Origin of the sequence: Nocardia sp. NPDC060249, from assembly GCF_042728755.1 — a bacterium.
Lineage (GTDB): Bacteria > Actinomycetota > Actinomycetes > Mycobacteriales > Mycobacteriaceae > Nocardia.
This window is the reverse complement of the sequence record NZ_JBHXAQ010000002.1, coordinates 802,352-819,935: the sequence shown is the minus strand read 5'-3', so window position 1 is coordinate 819,935 and position 17,584 is coordinate 802,352. Positions and strand designations below refer to the sequence as shown.

General features: G+C 66.2%; 15 protein-coding genes. 12 read left to right on the top strand and 3 right to left on the bottom strand.

The annotated features are described in order from the left end of the window. Window position 1: 1 nt before the first annotated feature. Together ACFWFP_RS11505 and ACFWFP_RS11500 are read right to left on the bottom strand one after the other, a co-directional pair. The gene (locus tag ACFWFP_RS11505) at window positions 2–1,489 is read right to left on the bottom strand and encodes an SDR family oxidoreductase (RefSeq protein WP_379294653.1); all 1,488 of its coding nucleotides are present in this window, start codon (window positions 1,487–1,489) and stop codon (window positions 2–4) included. Between the two features lie 105 nt (window positions 1,490–1,594). Further along, window positions 1,595–2,878, bottom strand: coding sequence for a class I SAM-dependent methyltransferase (locus ACFWFP_RS11500; RefSeq protein WP_379294652.1), 1,284 nt, complete (start codon window positions 2,876–2,878; stop codon window positions 1,595–1,597). 67 nt (window positions 2,879–2,945) lie between these two features. Here ACFWFP_RS11500 and ACFWFP_RS11495 point away from each other — a divergent pair, with 67 nt between their 5' ends. From ACFWFP_RS11495 to ACFWFP_RS11470, 6 genes are all read left to right on the top strand, one after another. Then, the gene (locus ACFWFP_RS11495; RefSeq protein ID WP_379294651.1) at window positions 2,946–4,145 is read left to right on the top strand and encodes a PucR family transcriptional regulator; all 1,200 of its coding nucleotides are present in this window, start codon (window positions 2,946–2,948) and stop codon (window positions 4,143–4,145) included. 161 nt (window positions 4,146–4,306) lie between these two features. Then, the gene (gene lpdA, locus ACFWFP_RS11490) at window positions 4,307–5,755 is read left to right on the top strand and encodes a dihydrolipoyl dehydrogenase (RefSeq protein ID WP_379294650.1); all 1,449 of its coding nucleotides are present in this window, start codon (window positions 4,307–4,309) and stop codon (window positions 5,753–5,755) included. A gap of 10 nt (window positions 5,756–5,765) precedes the next feature. After that, complete coding sequence (pdhA, locus tag ACFWFP_RS11485) at window positions 5,766–6,863, top strand: pyruvate dehydrogenase (acetyl-transferring) E1 component subunit alpha (RefSeq protein WP_379294649.1); 1,098 nt, start codon at window positions 5,766–5,768, stop codon at window positions 6,861–6,863. Between the two features lie 20 nt (window positions 6,864–6,883). Continuing rightward, a complete protein-coding gene (locus ACFWFP_RS11480; protein ID WP_379294648.1) occupies window positions 6,884–7,867 on the top strand; it encodes an alpha-ketoacid dehydrogenase subunit beta in 984 nt (327 codons plus the stop codon). A 26-nt stretch (window positions 7,868–7,893) separates the two neighbouring features. Beyond that, the gene (locus tag ACFWFP_RS11475; protein ID WP_379294647.1) at window positions 7,894–9,153 is read left to right on the top strand and encodes a dihydrolipoamide acetyltransferase family protein; all 1,260 of its coding nucleotides are present in this window, start codon (window positions 7,894–7,896) and stop codon (window positions 9,151–9,153) included. 134 nt (window positions 9,154–9,287) lie between these two features. Next, window positions 9,288–9,785: an NUDIX hydrolase gene (locus ACFWFP_RS11470; protein WP_379294646.1), complete on the top strand. Its 498-nt coding sequence runs from the start codon at window positions 9,288–9,290 to the stop codon at window positions 9,783–9,785. Here the strand turns inward: ACFWFP_RS11470 and ACFWFP_RS11465 are convergent. Continuing rightward, window positions 9,772–11,127, bottom strand: coding sequence for a hypothetical protein (locus ACFWFP_RS11465; protein ID WP_379294645.1), 1,356 nt, complete (start codon window positions 11,125–11,127; stop codon window positions 9,772–9,774). The genes ACFWFP_RS11470 and ACFWFP_RS11465 overlap by 14 nt on opposite strands. Before the next feature lie 246 nt (window positions 11,128–11,373). Between ACFWFP_RS11465 and ACFWFP_RS11460 the strand changes: the two genes are divergently transcribed. The 6 genes from ACFWFP_RS11460 (at window position 11,374) to ACFWFP_RS11435 (ending at window position 17,575) form a co-directional block, all read left to right on the top strand. Next, complete coding sequence (locus tag ACFWFP_RS11460) at window positions 11,374–11,589, top strand: hypothetical protein (RefSeq protein ID WP_379294644.1); 216 nt, start codon at window positions 11,374–11,376, stop codon at window positions 11,587–11,589. Continuing rightward, entirely contained in the window at window positions 11,586–11,735 is a 150-nt protein-coding gene (locus ACFWFP_RS11455; RefSeq protein WP_379294643.1) for a hypothetical protein, read from the top strand. Before ACFWFP_RS11460 ends, ACFWFP_RS11455 begins: the two co-directional genes overlap by 4 nt. Window positions 11,736–12,689: 954 nt before the next feature. Beyond that, complete coding sequence (locus tag ACFWFP_RS11450) at window positions 12,690–13,772, top strand: radical SAM protein (protein ID WP_379294642.1); 1,083 nt, start codon at window positions 12,690–12,692, stop codon at window positions 13,770–13,772. 33 nt (window positions 13,773–13,805) lie between these two features. Beyond that, window positions 13,806–14,336, top strand: a complete 531-nt coding sequence (locus ACFWFP_RS11445; RefSeq protein WP_379294641.1) for a class IV adenylate cyclase — start codon at window positions 13,806–13,808, stop codon at window positions 14,334–14,336. A gap of 619 nt (window positions 14,337–14,955) precedes the next feature. After that, complete coding sequence (locus ACFWFP_RS11440; RefSeq protein WP_379294640.1) at window positions 14,956–16,656, top strand: hypothetical protein; 1,701 nt, start codon at window positions 14,956–14,958, stop codon at window positions 16,654–16,656. A 106-nt stretch (window positions 16,657–16,762) separates the two neighbouring features. Continuing rightward, a complete protein-coding gene (locus ACFWFP_RS11435) occupies window positions 16,763–17,575 on the top strand; it encodes an alpha/beta fold hydrolase (protein ID WP_379294639.1) in 813 nt (270 codons plus the stop codon). The last annotated feature ends 9 nt before the right edge of the window (window positions 17,576–17,584 follow it).

Genomic DNA, 17,584 nt, shown 5'->3' with positions numbered 1-17,584 from the left:
TTCAGCGCGCCGACGTCGCACCGTCGGCGGGGGCGCGTTCGGCAGTCCCGGTGATATTGCGGACCATGCCGCCGAACACGGCGTGGTGAAACGGCGTGATCGCCTTCCAATAGAGGTGCCCGGCCAGACCGTGCGGCTGGAAGATGGCCCGCTGCCGATAGCGGGAGCCGCCGTTCGGGTCCGGTTCGACGCCCAGTTCGAGCCACGCCAGTCCCGGGAGCTGCATCTCGGCGCGCAGCCGCAGAAGATGGGGCCGGTCGATATATTCGACGCGCCACCAGTCCAAGGCTTCGCCCGAGTGCAGCCGGCGGGGGTGTTTTCGGCCGCGGCGCAACCCGACACCGCCGCTGACACGGTCGATCCAGCCGCGCAGTGACCAGGCCAGCGGGAACGAGTACCAGCCGTTCTCGCCGCCGATGGCTTCGATCACCGCCCAGACGGTGTCGGGGTCGGCGTCGGTGTGCTGCTCGCGGAGATCCTCGTAGAGCGAGCCGCCCGACCACGCGGGGTCGGTGGGCAGGGGATCCGAGGGCGCGCCGAAGGTGCTGGCATCGGACCAGCGGGTGGGGACGTCGGCATGGCGGATACGAGTCAGCGCCAGCTCCACGGCCCGGTCGTAGCGGGTGAGACCGTCGGCGGGATCGGGGATGTAGGTGGCGATATCGTGCTCGCCGCACACGACTTCATGGACGAGCGACTCGATGAGCGGAACGGCCAGCGCGCGCGGCACGGGGGTCACGAGGTTGACCCATTGCGCCGACAGCCACGGCGTGAGCACCGGGACCGGGAGCACCACGCGACGAGTCAGGCCGGCGACGACAGCGTATTCGCGCATCATGACCAAGTAGGTCATCACATCGGGGCCGCCGATATCGAACGCGCGATTGACGTCGGTGGGCAACTCCGCGGCGTGCACCAGGTAGTAGAGGACGTCGCGGACGGCGATGGGCTGGATCCGGTTGTGCACCCATCGTGGGGTGATCATCGCGGGCAGACGTTCGGACAGGTATCGCAGCATCTCGAAACTGGCCGAACCGGATCCGATGATCACCGCGGCGCGCAGTTCCGCTGTGGGAACACCGGATTCGCGCAGAATCTCGCCGACCTCGGCTCGGGAGGCGAGGTGGCGCGACAGCGTCGCGTGCTCCGGGACGATGCCGCCGAGGTAGACGATGCGGCGGACTGCGGCCGAGCTCGACGCGGTCGCGACGAGCCGCGCCGCCTCGCGGTCGATGTCGGAGAAGTCCTCCCGGGCCAACGAGTGCACCAGGTAGTAGACGACCTCCTGGGCGGCGACGGCGGCTTGCACCCGGTCATCGTCGGTGACATCGCCACGGACTATCTCGACCTGATCCCGCCAGGGAACCTCCGCCAGTTTCTCCGGGGTCCTGGCCACCACCCGGACCTGATGGCCGGCCTGGAGCAGCTCGGGCACCAACCGTCCCCCGATGTAGCCGGTCGCGCCGAAAACCACACACCGCATGCTCATCACCCGCTCCCTGTGCTCGTCAGCGGTCGCTCTATTCGATGCATAAATGATTCATCATATCGAGGCGGTGATCATTATGCGAGCTGTTGCGCTGATCCGTGCGGACTAGCCCCAGTCGCGCCGTGTCGCGGGCATCTCGGCGTTCCCTGTCGCTTCGGGCACCACGCCGAGTACCTGGTGAATCCCGAGTCCGCCGTCCTCGAAACCCAGCGCGGAGGCGGCCATGTACAGCCGCCAGATTCGTGCTCGACCCTCGCCGACGAGCGAAACCGCCTGCTCCCAAGCGTTTTCCAGATTCGCGACCCACACGCGGAGGGTGCGCTCGTAGTGCTCGCGCAGGGCCTCGACGTCGCGAACCTCGAAGCCGGCACGTTGCATGGCCAGCACGACCTCGCCCACATCGACGAGTTCACCGTCCGGGAACACATAGCGACCGATGAACGAACGATGGCGCATGACGGATCCGCCCGGCGAGGAAATGGCGTGGTTGAGCAGCCGTCCGCGCGGGTGCAGCAGGGCGCGCAGGGTGTCGAAGTACTCGGCGGCGCGTCCGGAACCGACGTGTTCGAACATGCCGATCGAGGAGATGGCGTCGAACTCCTCGCCGCGCAGGTCCCGATAGTCGGCAAGCCTGATCTCGATCCTGTCCGACAACCCCGCCTCGGCGACTCGTTTCCGGGCGAGCTCGACCTGAGCGCTGCTGATGGTGACGCCGACGACCTGCGCGCCATAGGTCGATGCCGCGTGGATCGCCATGGAGCCCCAGCCGCATCCCACGTCGAGCAGGCGCGTACCCGGCTGCTCGGCCAGGCCCAGCTTGCGGCAGATCAGGTCGTGCTTGGACTGCTGGGCGGCCTCGAGCGAGCCGTCGTCGTCCGGCACGAACCGCGCACAGGAGTAGGTCATGCTCGGTCCGAGCACCAGCCGGTAGAAGTCGTTGCTGACGTCGTAGTGATGACTGATCGCCGCCGCGTCGCGGCGTTTGGTGTGTAGCGGTCCGCGCTGCGGGCGCGCTTCCTCCGGGGGCGGTTCCAGACGGCGACCGAGCGCCCCGAGCCGGCGCGCCGCGCCGACGGCCTGCCATGTCGCACCGAGACCGAGTCGGGCGTCGTTCGGCGCGGTCGACTGGAGTGCGCGAAGCATCGTGAAGATATCGCCGTCGAGATCCACCGCGCCGGAGACGAAGGCACGCGCCAAGCCGAGCTCACCCGGCGCCCAGACCAGGTGGCGCAGCGCGTCCTCGGAGCGCACGCGCATCGTGCCGGGACTCTCACCGTCGGGGTGGATGGTGCTGCCGTCCCAGAACTCGAACCCCACCGCCGGGCGTGGGCCCAGCGTGGCTCGTAACAGGGGTTGGAACGCGGTCGCGATCGTCGACTGGTTACCCATTCGACCACTATGGCCCGCGCTGCGCCGCAGCTGTGGCAACGACGCGGCGGGCGTAGCGTCTAGCGCTATGGCCGCGAGATCCGAGCACACCCTTCCCCCGGTGGGTACGCGGGAGCTGGTGGCCGCGTGCCGAACCGAGATTCCCGCGCTGACCAGGCAGTTGATCGCCGCGATCTTCACCGATATTCCGGAGTGGACGGACTACTCGCCGGTCAGCCGCGATGACCTGCGCCATGCGTGCTGCCGCTATCTGACCAGGGTGCTCGATCTGGTCGCCGGTGAGGTGACAGGCCCGGATCGCGACGATGTCGCCGCCGCCATCGGCCGCAATCGGGCGGCCCAGGGTGTGCCCCTCGAGGTCATGTTGCGCACGTTCCGGCTCGGCGGGCAGATCGTGTGGGAGGCGCTGCTCGACAAGGCGGGCGAACTCCCGCCGGGTGAGGTCCGCAAGATCGGGGTGGCTACCTGGTCGGCGATCGACGGCATGTCGTCGTCGCTGGTCACCTCCTACCGCAGCACCGAACTGGAGCAGGTACGTCGCGACGAGCGGCGCCGGCACGGCGTGATCGAGGACCTGCTGGCCGGCAGCGCGCGCGACGCGACCTTCGCCGCGCGTGCGGCGCGCGAGCTGAACCTGCCCGTCCACGGCGGTTACCTGGTGGTCGCGGTGCGCGGAGACCGTCCGCACGTGGAGATCGGCACCGAAACCGCGTTGGCGGCCTTGGGTATTCGGTCGGTCTGGCACGACCGCGTCGAGACCATGGTGGGGCTGGTCTCGCTCGAGCAGCGAGACGGCTCCGCCGTGCTGGACCAGGTGGGAAGCCGGATCCGGGGCCGGGCAGCGTCATCACCGGTGGTGCAGGGACTGGCGCAGATCGAGACGGGCCACGCGCTGGCGATGCTCGGCTTGGAGACCTTGCCCGCGACAGCGCGGGGACTGGTGTCGTTGGAGCAGCGCTACCCCGAAGCACTGTTGCTGCGCTCTCCTGACCTGACCGCGCTGATGGTCGCGCGCACCCTAGGCCCGGTACTGGAACTGCCGGCCAAGGAGCACGAGATCCTGTTGCGCACCCTGGCGATCTGGCTCGAAGAGAACTGCTCGGCGGCGAATGCCGCGCCGCGACTGCACTGCCACCGCAACACGGTGATCAACCGGCTCCAGCGAATCTCCGCCCTGCTGGGTCGGCGACTGGAAGGCCAGCGGTCCTACCTGGAGCTTTCCCTCGCCTTGGCCGCGCTGGAGATGGGCGTGCGCACATCCGGCTGAGTACCCCGCAATTGCGATCGATTGGGCGCTGCGCCCATTTTCGGGCCCCGAATTCTGGGCTGCCGGTTGGTTGTTTGTGCATTTGTGGACCGTGAGACTCGACAGATGATCCAAGCCACGACCGTGGATGGGTTGATCGTTCGAGCTGAGGAGCACCACGAGTGCTGGAATTCGATCTCTTGGTGATCGGTGGTGGACCGGGCGGATATGTGGCCGCCATCCGTGCCGCGCAACGCGGCCTGAAGGTCTGCGTGGTGGAGAAGGAGCGCCCCGGCGGCGTGTGCCTGAACTGGGGGTGTATCCCCACCAAGGCGATGCTCCGCTCGGCGGAGGTCTTCCAGACTCTTACCACCGCAGCGGAATTCGGTGTGTACGCCGACAATGTCCGCTACGACTTCGGCGCGGTGCGCCAACGCAAGGACGCCATCGTCAAAGAACTGACCGATGGCGTCGCCGGTCTGCTGAAGGCCAACGGCGTCACGGTGATCGAGGGGCACGCCCGGTTCGTCGAACCCACTGTCGTGGAGGTTCACGAGGTCGGCGCCTCACCGATCTTCGACGGTGGCCCCCGCTACGCCGCGCCCGCGGGAACGGCGCTTCGCCGGGTGAGCGCGCGCGACGTGATCGTCGCGACCGGTTCGGTGCCCGCGCGGCTTCCGATCCCGGGCGCGGATTTGCCCGGCGTCGTCACCTCCGACGGCGCGTTCGGACTGTCCGAGGTACCGCGGCGACTGGTGATCATCGGCGGCAGCGCGGTCGGCGCGGAATGGGCCAGCCTGTTCGCCACGTTCGGCAGCCAGGTCACGGTCGTGGAGATGCAGGATCGCCTGGTTCCGTTGGAGGACAAAGAGATCGGCGACGCACTCGGTCGATCGTTGCGCAAGCGTGGCATCACCGTCCTCACCGGCGCCACCGTCACGGCGATCGCCGAGGGTGACCCGCTGCGGGTATCGGTCGGCGGCCCCGCGGCACAGGAACTCGACGCCGATGTCGTCCTCGTCGGCGTGGGGCGACGCCCCAACACCGCGGAGCTCGGTCTCGATGTGGCCGGAATCGCCACGGACGCGCGCGGTTTCATCGAGGTCGACGACCGGCTGCGCACCGGCGTCGAGCACGTCTACGCCATCGGCGACGTGACCGGCCGGGCCCTGCTCGCCCACGTCGCCTCCCATCAGGGCATCACCGCGGCCGAGGTGATCGCCGGGCACGACACCCACATCGACTACACCGTCATCCCGGCCGCGACGTTCACCCACCCGGAGATCGCGAGCGTCGGTCTCACCGCGGACGCCGCCCGCGCGGCAGGTCATGAGGTGATCACCGCCAAGTTCCCGTTCGCGGCACTGGGCCGGGCCAAGACTTTCGGCGAGACCGAGGGGTTCATCAAAATCGTTGCGGGACAGGCACATCAGGAAGTGCTCGGCGTGCACATCATCGGCCCATCCGCCAGCGATCTGATCGCCGAAGGCGCGCTGGCGATCTCGCTGGAAGCCACGCTCGACGAGCTGGCCGACACCATCCACGCCCACCCCACTCTCGGCGAAATCGGCATGGAGGCGGCCATGGCCGGACTCGGACTGCCGGTACACATCGCGCCACGCAAGCGTTGAGGAACTCGACATGACTACGACCACCGCGCGGAGCGAGCCCGCCCGCAAGCCGTCCGAAACCACCGAGCCCGTCGCGGACGTCGACGCCGCTGTCGCGGCCGAGAATCCCGAGACCCTGCGCGGTCTCTACCGCGACATGCTGTTCATCCGGCGCTTCGAGGAGCGCACCGCACAGAGTTACCAGCAGGCCAAGATCGGCGGCTACTGCCATCTCAATCTCGGCGAAGAAGCCACGGTCGTCGGCCTCGGCGCCGCGATGCGCCCCACCGACTACCTGTTTACGAACTATCGCGAACACGGATACGCACTGGCCAAGGGCATCGAACCGGGTCGCGTGATGGCCGAGCTCTACGGCCGCTCCACCGGCACCTCCAAGGGGTGGGGTGGCTCGATGCACATGTACGACACCGCGACCCGGCTGCTGGGCGGCTACGCCATCGTGGGCGGTCAGGTTCCCCTGGCGATCGGCGCCGCGCTGGCGATCGACTACCACGACGGCGACGACGTCGTGGTGTGCCAGATGGGGGAGGGCACCACCAATATCGGCGCCTTCCACGAGTCGCTCAACATCGCGGCGCTGTGGCGGCTGCCGGTGGTGTTCCTGGTGATCAACAACCAGACCGGCATGGGCACCACGGTCGAGAAGTCCTCGGCCGAACCGGATCTGTGGAAGCGCGCCGCCGCCTATCGCATGCGCGGCGAACGGGTGGACGGCACCGATGTGCTGGCCGTGCGCGACCTGGCGAGTGAGCTCATCGAAGACGCCCGCCGGGAAGGCAAACCCGCACTGCTCGAAGCGGTCAGCTATCGGCTCAAGGGCCACTCGGTGGTCGACCCGGCCAAATACCGCAGCACCGAAACCGTCGCCACAGCGCGTGAACACGACCCGATCGTGTTGTGGCAGCAGCGTTTGCTCGCCACCGGTGTGCTCACCGAAGCATCGCTGGCCGATCTCGACCGCGAGGTGGCCGACGGTGTCGCCGCCGCCGTCGAATTCGCCGACGCGAGCCCGCATCCGGAGCCGTCGAGCCTGTTCGACTACACCTACGCCACGCCGGTGCCGGGCGATTCCCGCCGTCTGCCCGCCGATCCGCTCTTCACCCACTGAGGACTCCCACTGTGCCTGTCATGACCTATCGCGAAGCGCTGCGCGAAACCCTGCGCGAAGAGATGCGACGCGATGACGACGTTTTCCTGATCGGTGAGGAGATCGGCGTTTTCGAAGGCTCCTACAAGATCACCGCCGGTCTGCTCGAGGAGTTCGGCGAGAAGCGAGTACGCGACACCCCCATCGCCGAGGAGGGGTTCGTCGGTGCGGCGATCGGCGCCGCGATGCTCGGATTGCGCCCGGTCGTGGAGATCATGACGATCAACTTCTCGCTGCTGGCGCTGGACCAGATCGTCAACCACGCCGCGAAGATCTACGGCATGTTCGGCGGGCAGACCAATGTACCCATGGTGATCCGGACTCCCGGTGGCGGCGGCCAGCAACTCGGGGCGACGCATTCGCAGAACATCGAGTTGTACTACGCCTTCGTACCCGGCCTGAAAGTCGTGGCACCCAGTACGCCCGCCGATGCGCGGGCCTTGCTCAAGGCCGCGATCGAAGACGACGATCCGGTGTTGTTCCTGGAGAATCTGTCGCTCTACAACACCAAAGGCGAAGTGCCCGACGATCTTGCACCTGTCCAGATCGGCAAAGCGGCGGTCACCCGGGAGGGCACCGACATCACGCTGATCGGCTACTCCCGCATGGCCACCGTCGCGACCGAGGTCGCCCAACGCCTTGCGGGCGAGGGGATCTCGGTGGAGGTGATCGACCTGCGTAGCTTGCGTCCGCTGGATCGCGACACCATCGTGGCCTCGGTCCGCAAGACCGGGTGCGCGGTGATCGGCGAGGACGACTGGCTCACCTACGGTATCGGCGCGGAAATCGCGGCTTCCATTTCCGACGGTGCCTTCGACTACCTCGACGCCCCCGTTCGCCGTGTCGCGATGGCCGAGGTTCCGCTGCCGTATGCCAAGCCGCTGGAGAAGCTCGCCTTGCCGTCCGCGGAATCGCTCTATACCGCGGTGACGGAAACCCTGGCCGCTGTCGGCCGGCGGCGCTGAGAACCAGGAACAGGACGGACAAGATCATGCCCGAAATCGTCATGCCCCGGCTCTCCGACACCATGGAGGACGGCGTCGTCTCCGCCTGGCTCAAGCAGGTCGGCGACCAGATCACCCGCGGCGAGATCGTCGCCGAGATCGAAACCGACAAAGCGCTGATGGAACTCGAAGCCTACGACGACGGAGTGCTCGAGCGGATCCTCGCCGAACCGGGCGTTCGTGTCGCGATCGGTGAACCGATCGCGCTCGTCGGCGACGGCACCACATCGATCGTGGATTCCGCTGCCGCGGTGCCGCAATCCGGCGCCGCGCCCGCCGATGTCGGCTCGACAGTCCGAGACGATGAGCCACAGCGCGTTTCGCACGGTGACACCGTCTCGGTCTCGGCGCGGGCAGGCGTGGTCAAGTCCTCGCCGCTCGCCCGCAAGATCGCCCGCGAGTTGCGGGTCGATATGGACTCCGTGGTGGGCACCGGTCCTGGTGGGCGGGTCACGAAACGAGACGTGGAGGCGGCCCACACCGCCGCCTCCGCTGACATCTCGACGCCGTCACCTGAGGTGAGTGTGGTTGCCGTGCAGCCTGTTCCGGCGTCCGGAGAGTTCGAGGAGGTCGAGCTCACCAATATTCAGCGCGTCTCGGCAACTCGGCTCACCGAGAGCAAGCAGCAGGCACCGCACTTCTATCTGACCAGCGCGATCGACGTGACCGAGCTGTTCGCCTTCCGTGCCCGGATCAACGCGACCCTGGACGCGGCGGGCGAGAGCAAGGTCAGCGTGAACGACCTGCTCGTCAAGGCGGTCGCGGTCGCGCTGCGCAAGGATCCCTCGGTCAACGTGAGTTTCGCGGGCGACAAGCTGTTGCGCCACCAGGGAATCCACATCGGTGTCGCCGTGGCGACCCCGGTCGGACTCCTCGTTCCGGTGATCCGTGACGCCGACCGCAAGAGCGTTTCCGAGATCGCGACCGAAAGCCGCGACAAGGCGACCCGCGCCCGCGATCGCAAGCTTCGCGCCGAAGACATGTCGGGCGGCACCTTCACCATCTCCAACCTCGGCATGTTCGGCATCGAACAATTCACCGCGGTGATCAACTCGCCCGAATCCGCGATCCTCGCCGTAGGAGCTGCCGCCGACGAACTCCGTCTCGACAACGACGAAGTGGTCGCCCGCAAGATCCTTCGCGTCACCATGTCCGCAGACCACCGTGCCATCGACGGCGCGATCGCCGCCCAATTCCTGGCAACTCTGAAGGAGCTCATCGAAAAGCCGCTACGGATAGTGACGTAACCAGGGCACTCAGCCTCTCCGGATGCAAGGCACCATCTGACGGAGCCTCCGAATTTGGCAATTCCGTTCTGCCATCGCATTCCACTAGCGTCAGCGGTATGAGCGATACCCAGTGGACAATCCTCGGTGAGCAGATGCTCGACGAGAACCGGCACATCCGGTTGTCAACCGCCGACATCCGTCTGCCCGATGGGGTGGAGTTCACCCAGTACGTCGCAAGGATGCCACGGTGCGCGATGACCCTGGTGCTCAATGAGTCCCGCGAGGTGCTGCTGATGTACCGGCACCGGTGGATCATCGACCAGTGGGTTTGGGAGCTGCCTGGCGGGTATGTCGACCACGCCGAAGACGTGGCCTCGGCAGCGGCCCGCGAAGTCGAGGAAGAAACCGGGTGGCGTCCGCGCACCATGCAACACCTGGTGACCTACCAACCCGCGATCGGCACTCTTGACCAGCCGCAGGAGGTGTATCTTGCTCGCGGTGCCGACCTCACGGACACGCGCCCAGACATCAATGAAGCCGAGGCAATCCGGTGGGTGCCCCTCGATGAGGCTGTACAGATGATCGACCGTGGCGAAATCATCGGAGCGGCAACTGTAGTCGGCGTGTACCGAGCGCTCACACTGCCTTAGCCGCCACCACCCGTTGACGGAAGTCCGCCACTTCTGGCATTTCCTCGTAGGAGGCGAGGCGTATCCGCACATCGCGCAGGTAGGCGTGGGTTCGGCGGGACTCCACGCCACCGGACAATTCGAGTGCCTGTGAACCGACCCGGACCGCTTCGCGCGGGTCTTCCACCGCGAGGCTCGACGCGAGCAAGCACAAGTTGAACACACGCCCGCGCTGGTACCCGTCGCTCATGTCCAGCGACACCCGCGCCAGTCTCGCTGCACGATCATGCTCGCCGAGCTCCTGGAAGCATTGACCGGCTTTGGCCGACATATACGCCGAGTCGAGGTAGGTCAGCCAGTTGGGGCGGTTCGCCTCGCACCGATCGAACGCACGCTCTGCCTCGTTAAGCGATGCACCGCAGGACCGCTCGTCGGACCGTGCGGCATGCCCATGGGCTTCAACCAGATGGCAACCGGCCTCCAATGTCGGCAGGCCCGCCGAGCGCGCCGCGATCCGCGCCGCCCGAGCGAGATCGATCGCGTCACCGGGGCGGCCGACGTAGGTTGCCTGATGACTCATCGCGGCAAGAATCTCCGCGCTCAGCGCAGCATCTCCTGCTGCACGTGCCATCCGCAGCGACTGGATCAAATACCTTTGCGCGAGGCCATGTTCTTCGAGGTCGTAGGCGGCCCAACCCGCCAGCTTCGTCAGCTCGGCCGCTACAGCGAATAGCCGCCGTCCGATCTGCTCGGTGTAGCTGCCACGCAGAAGCGGAGTCACCGAGGTGTGCAGGTAATGCACGACTGTGGAGCGCACCTTGCCACCACCGACCTGATTGTCGAGATCGCCGAACGCCGTGGTCATCGTTCGCACAGCGTCGATATCAGCAACCCCGACGCGGCGCAGACCGCGCGATGAGACCGGGTGTTCATGACCCGGCATAGTCAGCCACCGCATGCTCGCGGCCGGGTAGACCGCGACGGCGTAGGCAGTGCCCTCTAAAAACCGGCGACGCTCCACATCACTCCTCCACAACGCGGTCGCCGAGGCGGTCGCCTCCACGAGGCTCAACGAGAATTCCAATCCCAAGTCAGGCGACTCCGCACCGGACATACCGCAATCCGCTGGCACCACACGACGACCACACAATTCGGTGAGGACGTCTGCGATCAGATTTGGCCCCGGCTGGGTCGGTTGCTCACCGGTCAGCCATCGACCGACCGATGTGTGGTCGTAGCGCAGCTCGATGCCAATTGATCTGCCACGCTCGACAATTCGGCGCGCAAATCCTTTCCGGCTTACTCGGATCTCGGCGAGGAGTTCCGATAGCTGATGATTTGGCTGCTTCGGGTGTCGACCCATATTCGCAGTGTGGCATGGCTACCGCGGCAGTGACGACCATCGGCCAATTCCGCACACCCTCGGCGCACACACCTACCCGTTGCGCGCGCCTTACATGCTGCCGCCGAACGAGGTGTGCTGGAAGAGCCCAACGACATCATCACGCCCCTCCCCGATGGGCCCAAACGATGACGACCGACGACGGGTTCGCGAAGCCACCGCCGAGCGCCCCCAGATCGCCGAGCCGACAGACAGAGGTGAACCCCGATGACCAGCACCCTCGAAACCGATGTTCTCGCCCTCCTCGAGCGGGGCGGGATGCTGACCGCCGACACGATCGCCCACAACCTCAACACACAGAGGTGGCGTGTGTCGCGTGTCCTGCACACGTTGTGCCACAACGGCTATGCCTTCCACAATCGGCGGGCGCAATGGCAGATTTCGGCCGGGCAGCGTCGCCCGCACCGACAGGCGACTCGATGAGCCACCTCACCCCGCCGACGCCCGCGCCCCGGCCGCCGCTGGCCGACCTGGTGACCACGCTGGAAGCGATGCGCGAAGCGGGCCGCGCCCGGACCGACACCACTCGAGGCGACCGGCCCGCCCGGGCCACACGTCCCGCCCGCTGAACCGCCGGGGGGTCAGCGATGACGCAAACCGGCCCGCCCACCAACACATTCGCCGAAACACCGCGCTCGCGGTGTGAGTTCTACCGCCGAGTGTGTTCCCTGCCCACGGTCATCGACCCGGTTACCGGGCGGATCACGATGCGGGCCGGGTTGGTCGGTGCGGTAATGATGCCGACCGATCTCGCGCACCGGGTCAAAACCAGCCTCGATGCTCGTGGGGTCGCGCCGCTGCCGATCATCGGCCACCCCCGCGCAGCCATGTGGACTTTTTTGGTGAGGGCTGATATCCGGCCGATCGGAGGCCCGGAACAGGTCGCCCGATTGTGGGAAGCGCGGGTGGTGGTTATCCGTGAAGGCGATATCGCGTTGCCGTCCCCGGCACCGGACCCGTTGATGGTCCGTACGTGGGTATCTCCGGCTATCAGCGTGTTCCGCCCCTCCGGCGCGGTCGTCATCGAATGCGCCCTGGGGTGCCTATACGGGCGGCGTAGGCGATGAACCACGGCGGTCACTCACCCTGCCCTGACGAACCCGATATCCATCTCACGATCCAGTTCTTCAGTGTGCGAATGGATTTCGTCGCGTGCCTGACGGCGGCGCTGATTTTCGTCTGCGAGGTGGCCGCCCGCCGACCCGGCACCGTCGCCGTGGATTCCAGACAATGCGCGGGGTTTCCCCGCCTGCCATGCGAACGCCTGTACCTACTGCCTTGACCCGGATACCAACCGAATGCCCGCCGCGCGCGCCTGGTGAGACCGCATGACACCTCACGGCCTCACCCGCGCCGCACAAGCGGCCACCTAGGCGTCTACCGCGACGACACCCGCGCCGACCTCAATCGAGCGCTCGCCCGCGCTACCAACAGACCACCAGCCCGGCGCGATCGCTACGCCGACCCACACCGGTTGCCTCCCCGACCGGCACCATTCACCACTGAACGAAGGGAGCACGGCTATGTCCCGCGCTGCGATCCCCGTCCATGTCGACAAAGACACCACTGTGCGCGTCAAGATTATTGACGCATGTGGCTTGACCTGCACGTTCTGTCATAACGAAGGCACACCGGTAGCCGTTGACAACCGAAACCGTCTGCCTGGTGAGTTCCTGGCTGCCGGAGCGAGCGGGCGCATGTCGATCTACGCCCAGACCAATGGCGCGACCTTCCTCCCAGCCCCGGTACCCGACAACGAGGAATTCGCCTATGCGCTCACGGCGCTCGGTGAGGCACTGGAGCTGACCGAGGTACACCTGACCGGCGGCGAACCGACCTTGCATCCGGGCGTCGCCACACTGACCAAGATCGCCGTGGACGCCGGGTTGCGAGTCGGGATGACCTCCAACGGTGAACGCGGCGAGCGCGTGATCGGTGATTGTGCCGCTGCCGGACTGGACCGGGTGAACTTCTCTATCTTCGGCACCACCGCGTCCGAACTGGCCGAGGTGCAGCACCCCCGATACCGCAATCCTGTTCTGGCCCAACGCAGAATCGATGCACTCCAACGGTCGATCGCGGCATGTGAGACCCATGGAGTCAAAGCCAGCGCCAACATCGTCGTCCCCGACCACACACACGCCCCACGAGTGCATCGGCTACTCGATGAGTTCTCCCCGAACCTGACCGTGCGGTTGCTCATGTCACTCGATCATGGCGACAGCTCGATCACCGCGATAGAACGCATCTTCGCCGAGCGCGGCGCCGTGGCCGAAGCTCACTACATCACCGCCGGAGGTTCCAACTCCCGCACTGCCTACCGTCTGCCCGATGGGCGGCGCATCCTCTTCAAGCACATCCGCCCCGTCCGATTGCCGCAAACTTGTGCCGGATGCCGGTTCAACAACGGCACCGATTGCGAGGAAGGCTTCTACGGCGTGCGCCTCTACTACGACCGCACCGGCACCTTCCAAGTCGGAGTGTGCATCCAGCGCATGGACCTGTGCTTACCTCTAGAAGAGTTCCTGACTAGTCCATTACGCACCGAAATCCTCGGACTTCGCGAGGCCGAATACACCCGGCTCACGACCCGCCGAGTCGGATAACCTCACCCCGAACCCACGCCCGAAGGAGACCCCGTGCCCATCGAGCACGAAGCGAAGATCCTCGACATCGATCCCGACGCCATCGACCGCCGCATCTTGGACAAAGGCGGCCAGAAGTTTGGTGAGCGGTTCATGCGCCGCTATGTCTACGACATCGACCCCGGTGTTGACGGCAAGTGGATCAGGTTGCGCGACAACGGAAATAGCACCACGCTCGCGGTCAAAGAGATCACCAGCGACGCCATCGACGGTACACACGAGGTCGAGGTGAGTGTCGATGACTTCGCCGCCACCAATGCCGTGCTCGAGATGATGGGGTTCTCTGCCAAGTCGTACCAGGAAACCAAGCGGATCAGCTACACCCTCGACGGCGCAGAGCTGGAACTCGATACCTGGCCCGGGATCCCGCCGTATCTCGAGATCGAGGCCGCCACCAAGGCCGACGTGATCCGTGTGGCCGAACTTCTCGGCTATACCGAAGCCGACCTCACCGGCGAGAACACGATCAAGATCTACGCACGCCACGGAATCGACCTCAACACGATACGAGAACTGCGCTTCTGACGACGGCTCCCCGCATCCCGATGCGACGTACATGAACAGCACAACCCGAGAGGCCCCGGTTGCTCATCACAGTGTGAGCCGCCGGGGCCATCGTCATGCGTCTGCCGAGGCAGTGACGCCGAAGCGGGGGCGAAGCGATGGCATCCGAGCTACTGCCGGACCCCTTCGGGGCTTGCCCCAATTACCCGGTCACTGGCCAGGGAGTGTGTAATGAACATCCCACCCCGAGGAGCTGCACCTGGCTTATGTGCTCAGCCAACTGGCCCCGGCATCCACGAACATGTTCTGCGCGTTCGGATCTGGCGAGAGCCGATGCCGCGCCGAGGGTCACGATGTGTTGGGTACGCTGCTGTTCCGCCAGGCCTACGAACTCTCTGACGCTGAAACGTCGTAGCTCCGGCCCCTGTGAATCGATGAACGGACTGATGTGGCGAAGTGCCAACCGTTCTGCAATGCCGTTCTGCGACTGAACAAGTGGCTCGGGCCCGGGCGTTCGTTGTGATGCCGCTGCGCTTCGTTCGGCTCGCTGTTGTGATCGAAACAGGTGCGGGCCTATTCCTGTTACCTCACAGTGGGACAGGGTTCGATATCGGTGAACCGTGAACGAGGGAATGTTCGTATGCGACTTCGGCGAAACAGCGTCTCGGCATTGGTGACAGCATTGGCGATGGCCGGAATCGGGGTGTCTGCCGCGGCCCCGGTCGCGAGCGGTGAGGTGCCCGGCCGCACGGAAACGGTGTACCCGACTTCGTCGCCGGTGACGTCGGTCGTCGCATCGAAAGTCACTCTCGCGGTGTCGTTGCCGCCGGGCAGCCTGCCGCATCCGCAGGCGTGCGACACCCTGTCGTATCTGCGGTGGCGAGCGATCGACGGACCGCGGTCCTCGGCCGACGCCGAGCGTGTCCTGGTCGCACAACCCGGTGTCTTCGAGGGGGCCGGGGCCTTCGACAGCGTGGCGCGCAACACCGTCGCGTCGGCCGCCGAGTCTGGACGATACATCGAATTCTGGGCACTGGATCGTCGGTCGAACTGCTTGGAGGACCACACCGGGGTCGCCGCGGCCTTACGGACCGGATCGTTCGATACCGCGACGGACTACTATTTCCGCGGCGCCGAGGTCGACGGTCGCCGGTTCAGCGGATATGCCGATGGCGCGGCAACAGCGTGGTTGCGAGATCAGGGGCTCGCGCAAACCCTGCGCGACCAATACGACGTGCTGCGGATCGAATTCCCCGACCAAGCGGTGCGCAAGCGAAAGGTGCTGTGCGGCGGGCATTCGCTGGGCGGCTTCGTCACCGGCTATTTCGCGGAGTGGGACTTCGACGGGAATCCGGCAACCACCGAGGACGCCGGATACAACCAGTGCTCCGGCTATTTCGCGCTCGACACCACCATTCAAGCCGGACTGAGCCTGCGTGGCCTGCAGGTCCCCGAGCTTCCCGCACCGATTGCCGGACCGGTGGAAGCCGTGTCGTGGCAACTCGATACCGCGCTGCCGGTCTTGCGCCTGCCCGCGGTGATCAATCCCGAAACCACCAATCTGCTCGCGTTGGCCGGTCTCGCGGCCAGACTGAGTCCCGACGGCGTCAATGACCTCGTCCGACGACTGCCCGACAATCCCAACGTCGCCGCAACTCTGCGAACCCTGCTCTCCCAGGACGCCGCCATGTTCGTCACCGGGCAACCGGATGTGCGTGACCTGAACGCCACCAACGAAGCCGTGCTGGGCGCGATCCTCGACGACAATTCCCAGCCACTCGGATTCCTCCAAGCGAGCGTGGGTTTCCCCATCGGCGGCCCGATCGGCCCGAAAACCTTCCCCCTTCCGGACTCGATCGCGCTGGGCCCGCTGGTGATGGGCATGTTCGGCGACGCACCGAAGGTTTCGCCGACGGTCTACCACCCCGATACCCTCTACCGCTGGGCAGATTACGACGACACAGCGGAACTGACCGCCCCCTACACGTCCCCGACCAGCGAAGTGACCGCCATCGGTGAACTGGCCCGCAGTCTGTGCGAACCACCCCTCGACTTCACCGAATGGTATTTCCCCACCCGTCTCAGCCTCGACCTCCAGCAGACGACGGCACCGTCGTTCGCTGTTCATCACATCCATCTCGACGGCGTGAATCGCAACCCCATCCTGACTTTCCGCAGCAGCGGCGGTATCCCGGTCGCGCACTCGGGAAGTCCCCGGGATGAAGTGATCCACCTCCCGGGCTACAACCACATCGACGTCCTCACCGCCGCGGCTCACCAGAACGACGGCAGACCCGAGGTGGTCTCCACTCGTCTCGCCGAATTCGCCACCCGGGTATAGGTGCGGCCGCGAGCTGCGGCGCCGGTACCACCGGTGAACCCTGTGCAATTGTCGGCCGATCGCGAACACGGCCCACCGGCTGACCGGCGGTGAGTAGCATCTGCCCATGAGTTCCGGTAAGTCTTCGGTTGTCCTGTTCCATGGCGTCACCATGTCGGCGGCGGCGTGGGAGGGCGTCGTTCCGTGGTTGACCGATCATCACGACGTGGTCGCTCTGACCGCGCTGGGGCATCGGGGCGGGCCGGTGGTGCGGGAGCGCCCGGTGACGGTGCGCGACATCGTCGACGCGGCGGAGCGGATGCTCGACGATCGGGGTATCGCGCAGGCTCATCTCGCGGGGAACTCGCTCGGCGGGTGGATGGCGATCGAGCTCGCGTTGCGTGGTCGGGCGCTGAGCGTCTGCGCGCTCTCACCCGCCGGGTTCTGGGATGGTGGTGGGCACGGGCAGACCGACGCGGTCAGGAAACTGCGCCGCACGATCGCCCTCGTTCAGCTGACGCGCCGAGTCCAACCGCTGGCCCTGCGTTCGGGGGTGGTCCGGCGGCTCGCGTTGCGTGATATCGCTTGTCGTGCCGACCGTTTGACAGCGGCGCAAGCGCTGACAGCGGCCACCGACCTCATCGAGTGCGCGGTCACCGACGACGTTCTCGGCACCGAGGAGCAGATAGCCTCGGTGCCGAGCTTGCCGTGTCCGATCACCCTGGCCTGGTCGGAGAAGGACGCGATCTTGCCGCCTGCGGTCAATGGCCGTATCGCTCAGGAGCGCTTCCCGCAGGCCCGCTTCGAGATCTTGCCCGGGGTCGGGCATGTGCCGATGATCGACGATCCGAAACTGGTCGCCGCGACGATTCTGGCGACAACGGGCGCCGTGCCTGCCGTGACGGGCGTGCCGTCGGCGAGCCCCGACGCCGACGGGTAGGACCTCTGA

What these genes read in the sequence shown, in the direction of transcription:
- ACFWFP_RS11435 (WP_379294639.1), top strand. Translation starts at nt 16,763, where the DNA reads ATGAGTTCCGGTAAGTCTTCGGTTGTCCTGTTCCATGGCGTCACCATG.
- ACFWFP_RS11500 (WP_379294652.1), bottom strand. Translation starts at nt 2,878, where the DNA reads ATGGGTAACCAGTCGACGATCGCGACCGCGTTCCAACCCCTGTTACGA.
- ACFWFP_RS11495 (WP_379294651.1), top strand. Translation starts at nt 2,946, where the DNA reads ATGGCCGCGAGATCCGAGCACACCCTTCCCCCGGTGGGTACGCGGGAG.
- ACFWFP_RS11455 (WP_379294643.1), top strand. Translation starts at nt 11,586, where the DNA reads ATGAGCCACCTCACCCCGCCGACGCCCGCGCCCCGGCCGCCGCTGGCC.
- ACFWFP_RS11475 (WP_379294647.1), top strand. Translation starts at nt 7,894, where the DNA reads ATGCCCGAAATCGTCATGCCCCGGCTCTCCGACACCATGGAGGACGGC.
- ACFWFP_RS11440 (WP_379294640.1), top strand. Translation starts at nt 14,956, where the DNA reads ATGCGACTTCGGCGAAACAGCGTCTCGGCATTGGTGACAGCATTGGCG.
- ACFWFP_RS11460 (WP_379294644.1), top strand. Translation starts at nt 11,374, where the DNA reads ATGACCAGCACCCTCGAAACCGATGTTCTCGCCCTCCTCGAGCGGGGC.
- ACFWFP_RS11470 (WP_379294646.1), top strand. Translation starts at nt 9,288, where the DNA reads ATGCTCGACGAGAACCGGCACATCCGGTTGTCAACCGCCGACATCCGT.
- pdhA (WP_379294649.1), top strand. Translation starts at nt 5,766, where the DNA reads ATGACTACGACCACCGCGCGGAGCGAGCCCGCCCGCAAGCCGTCCGAA.
- ACFWFP_RS11505 (WP_379294653.1), bottom strand. Translation starts at nt 1,489, where the DNA reads ATGAGCATGCGGTGTGTGGTTTTCGGCGCGACCGGCTACATCGGGGGA.
- ACFWFP_RS11465 (WP_379294645.1), bottom strand. Translation starts at nt 11,127, where the DNA reads ATGGGTCGACACCCGAAGCAGCCAAATCATCAGCTATCGGAACTCCTC.
- ACFWFP_RS11450 (WP_379294642.1), top strand. Translation starts at nt 12,690, where the DNA reads ATGTCCCGCGCTGCGATCCCCGTCCATGTCGACAAAGACACCACTGTG.
- ACFWFP_RS11480 (WP_379294648.1), top strand. Translation starts at nt 6,884, where the DNA reads ATGACCTATCGCGAAGCGCTGCGCGAAACCCTGCGCGAAGAGATGCGA.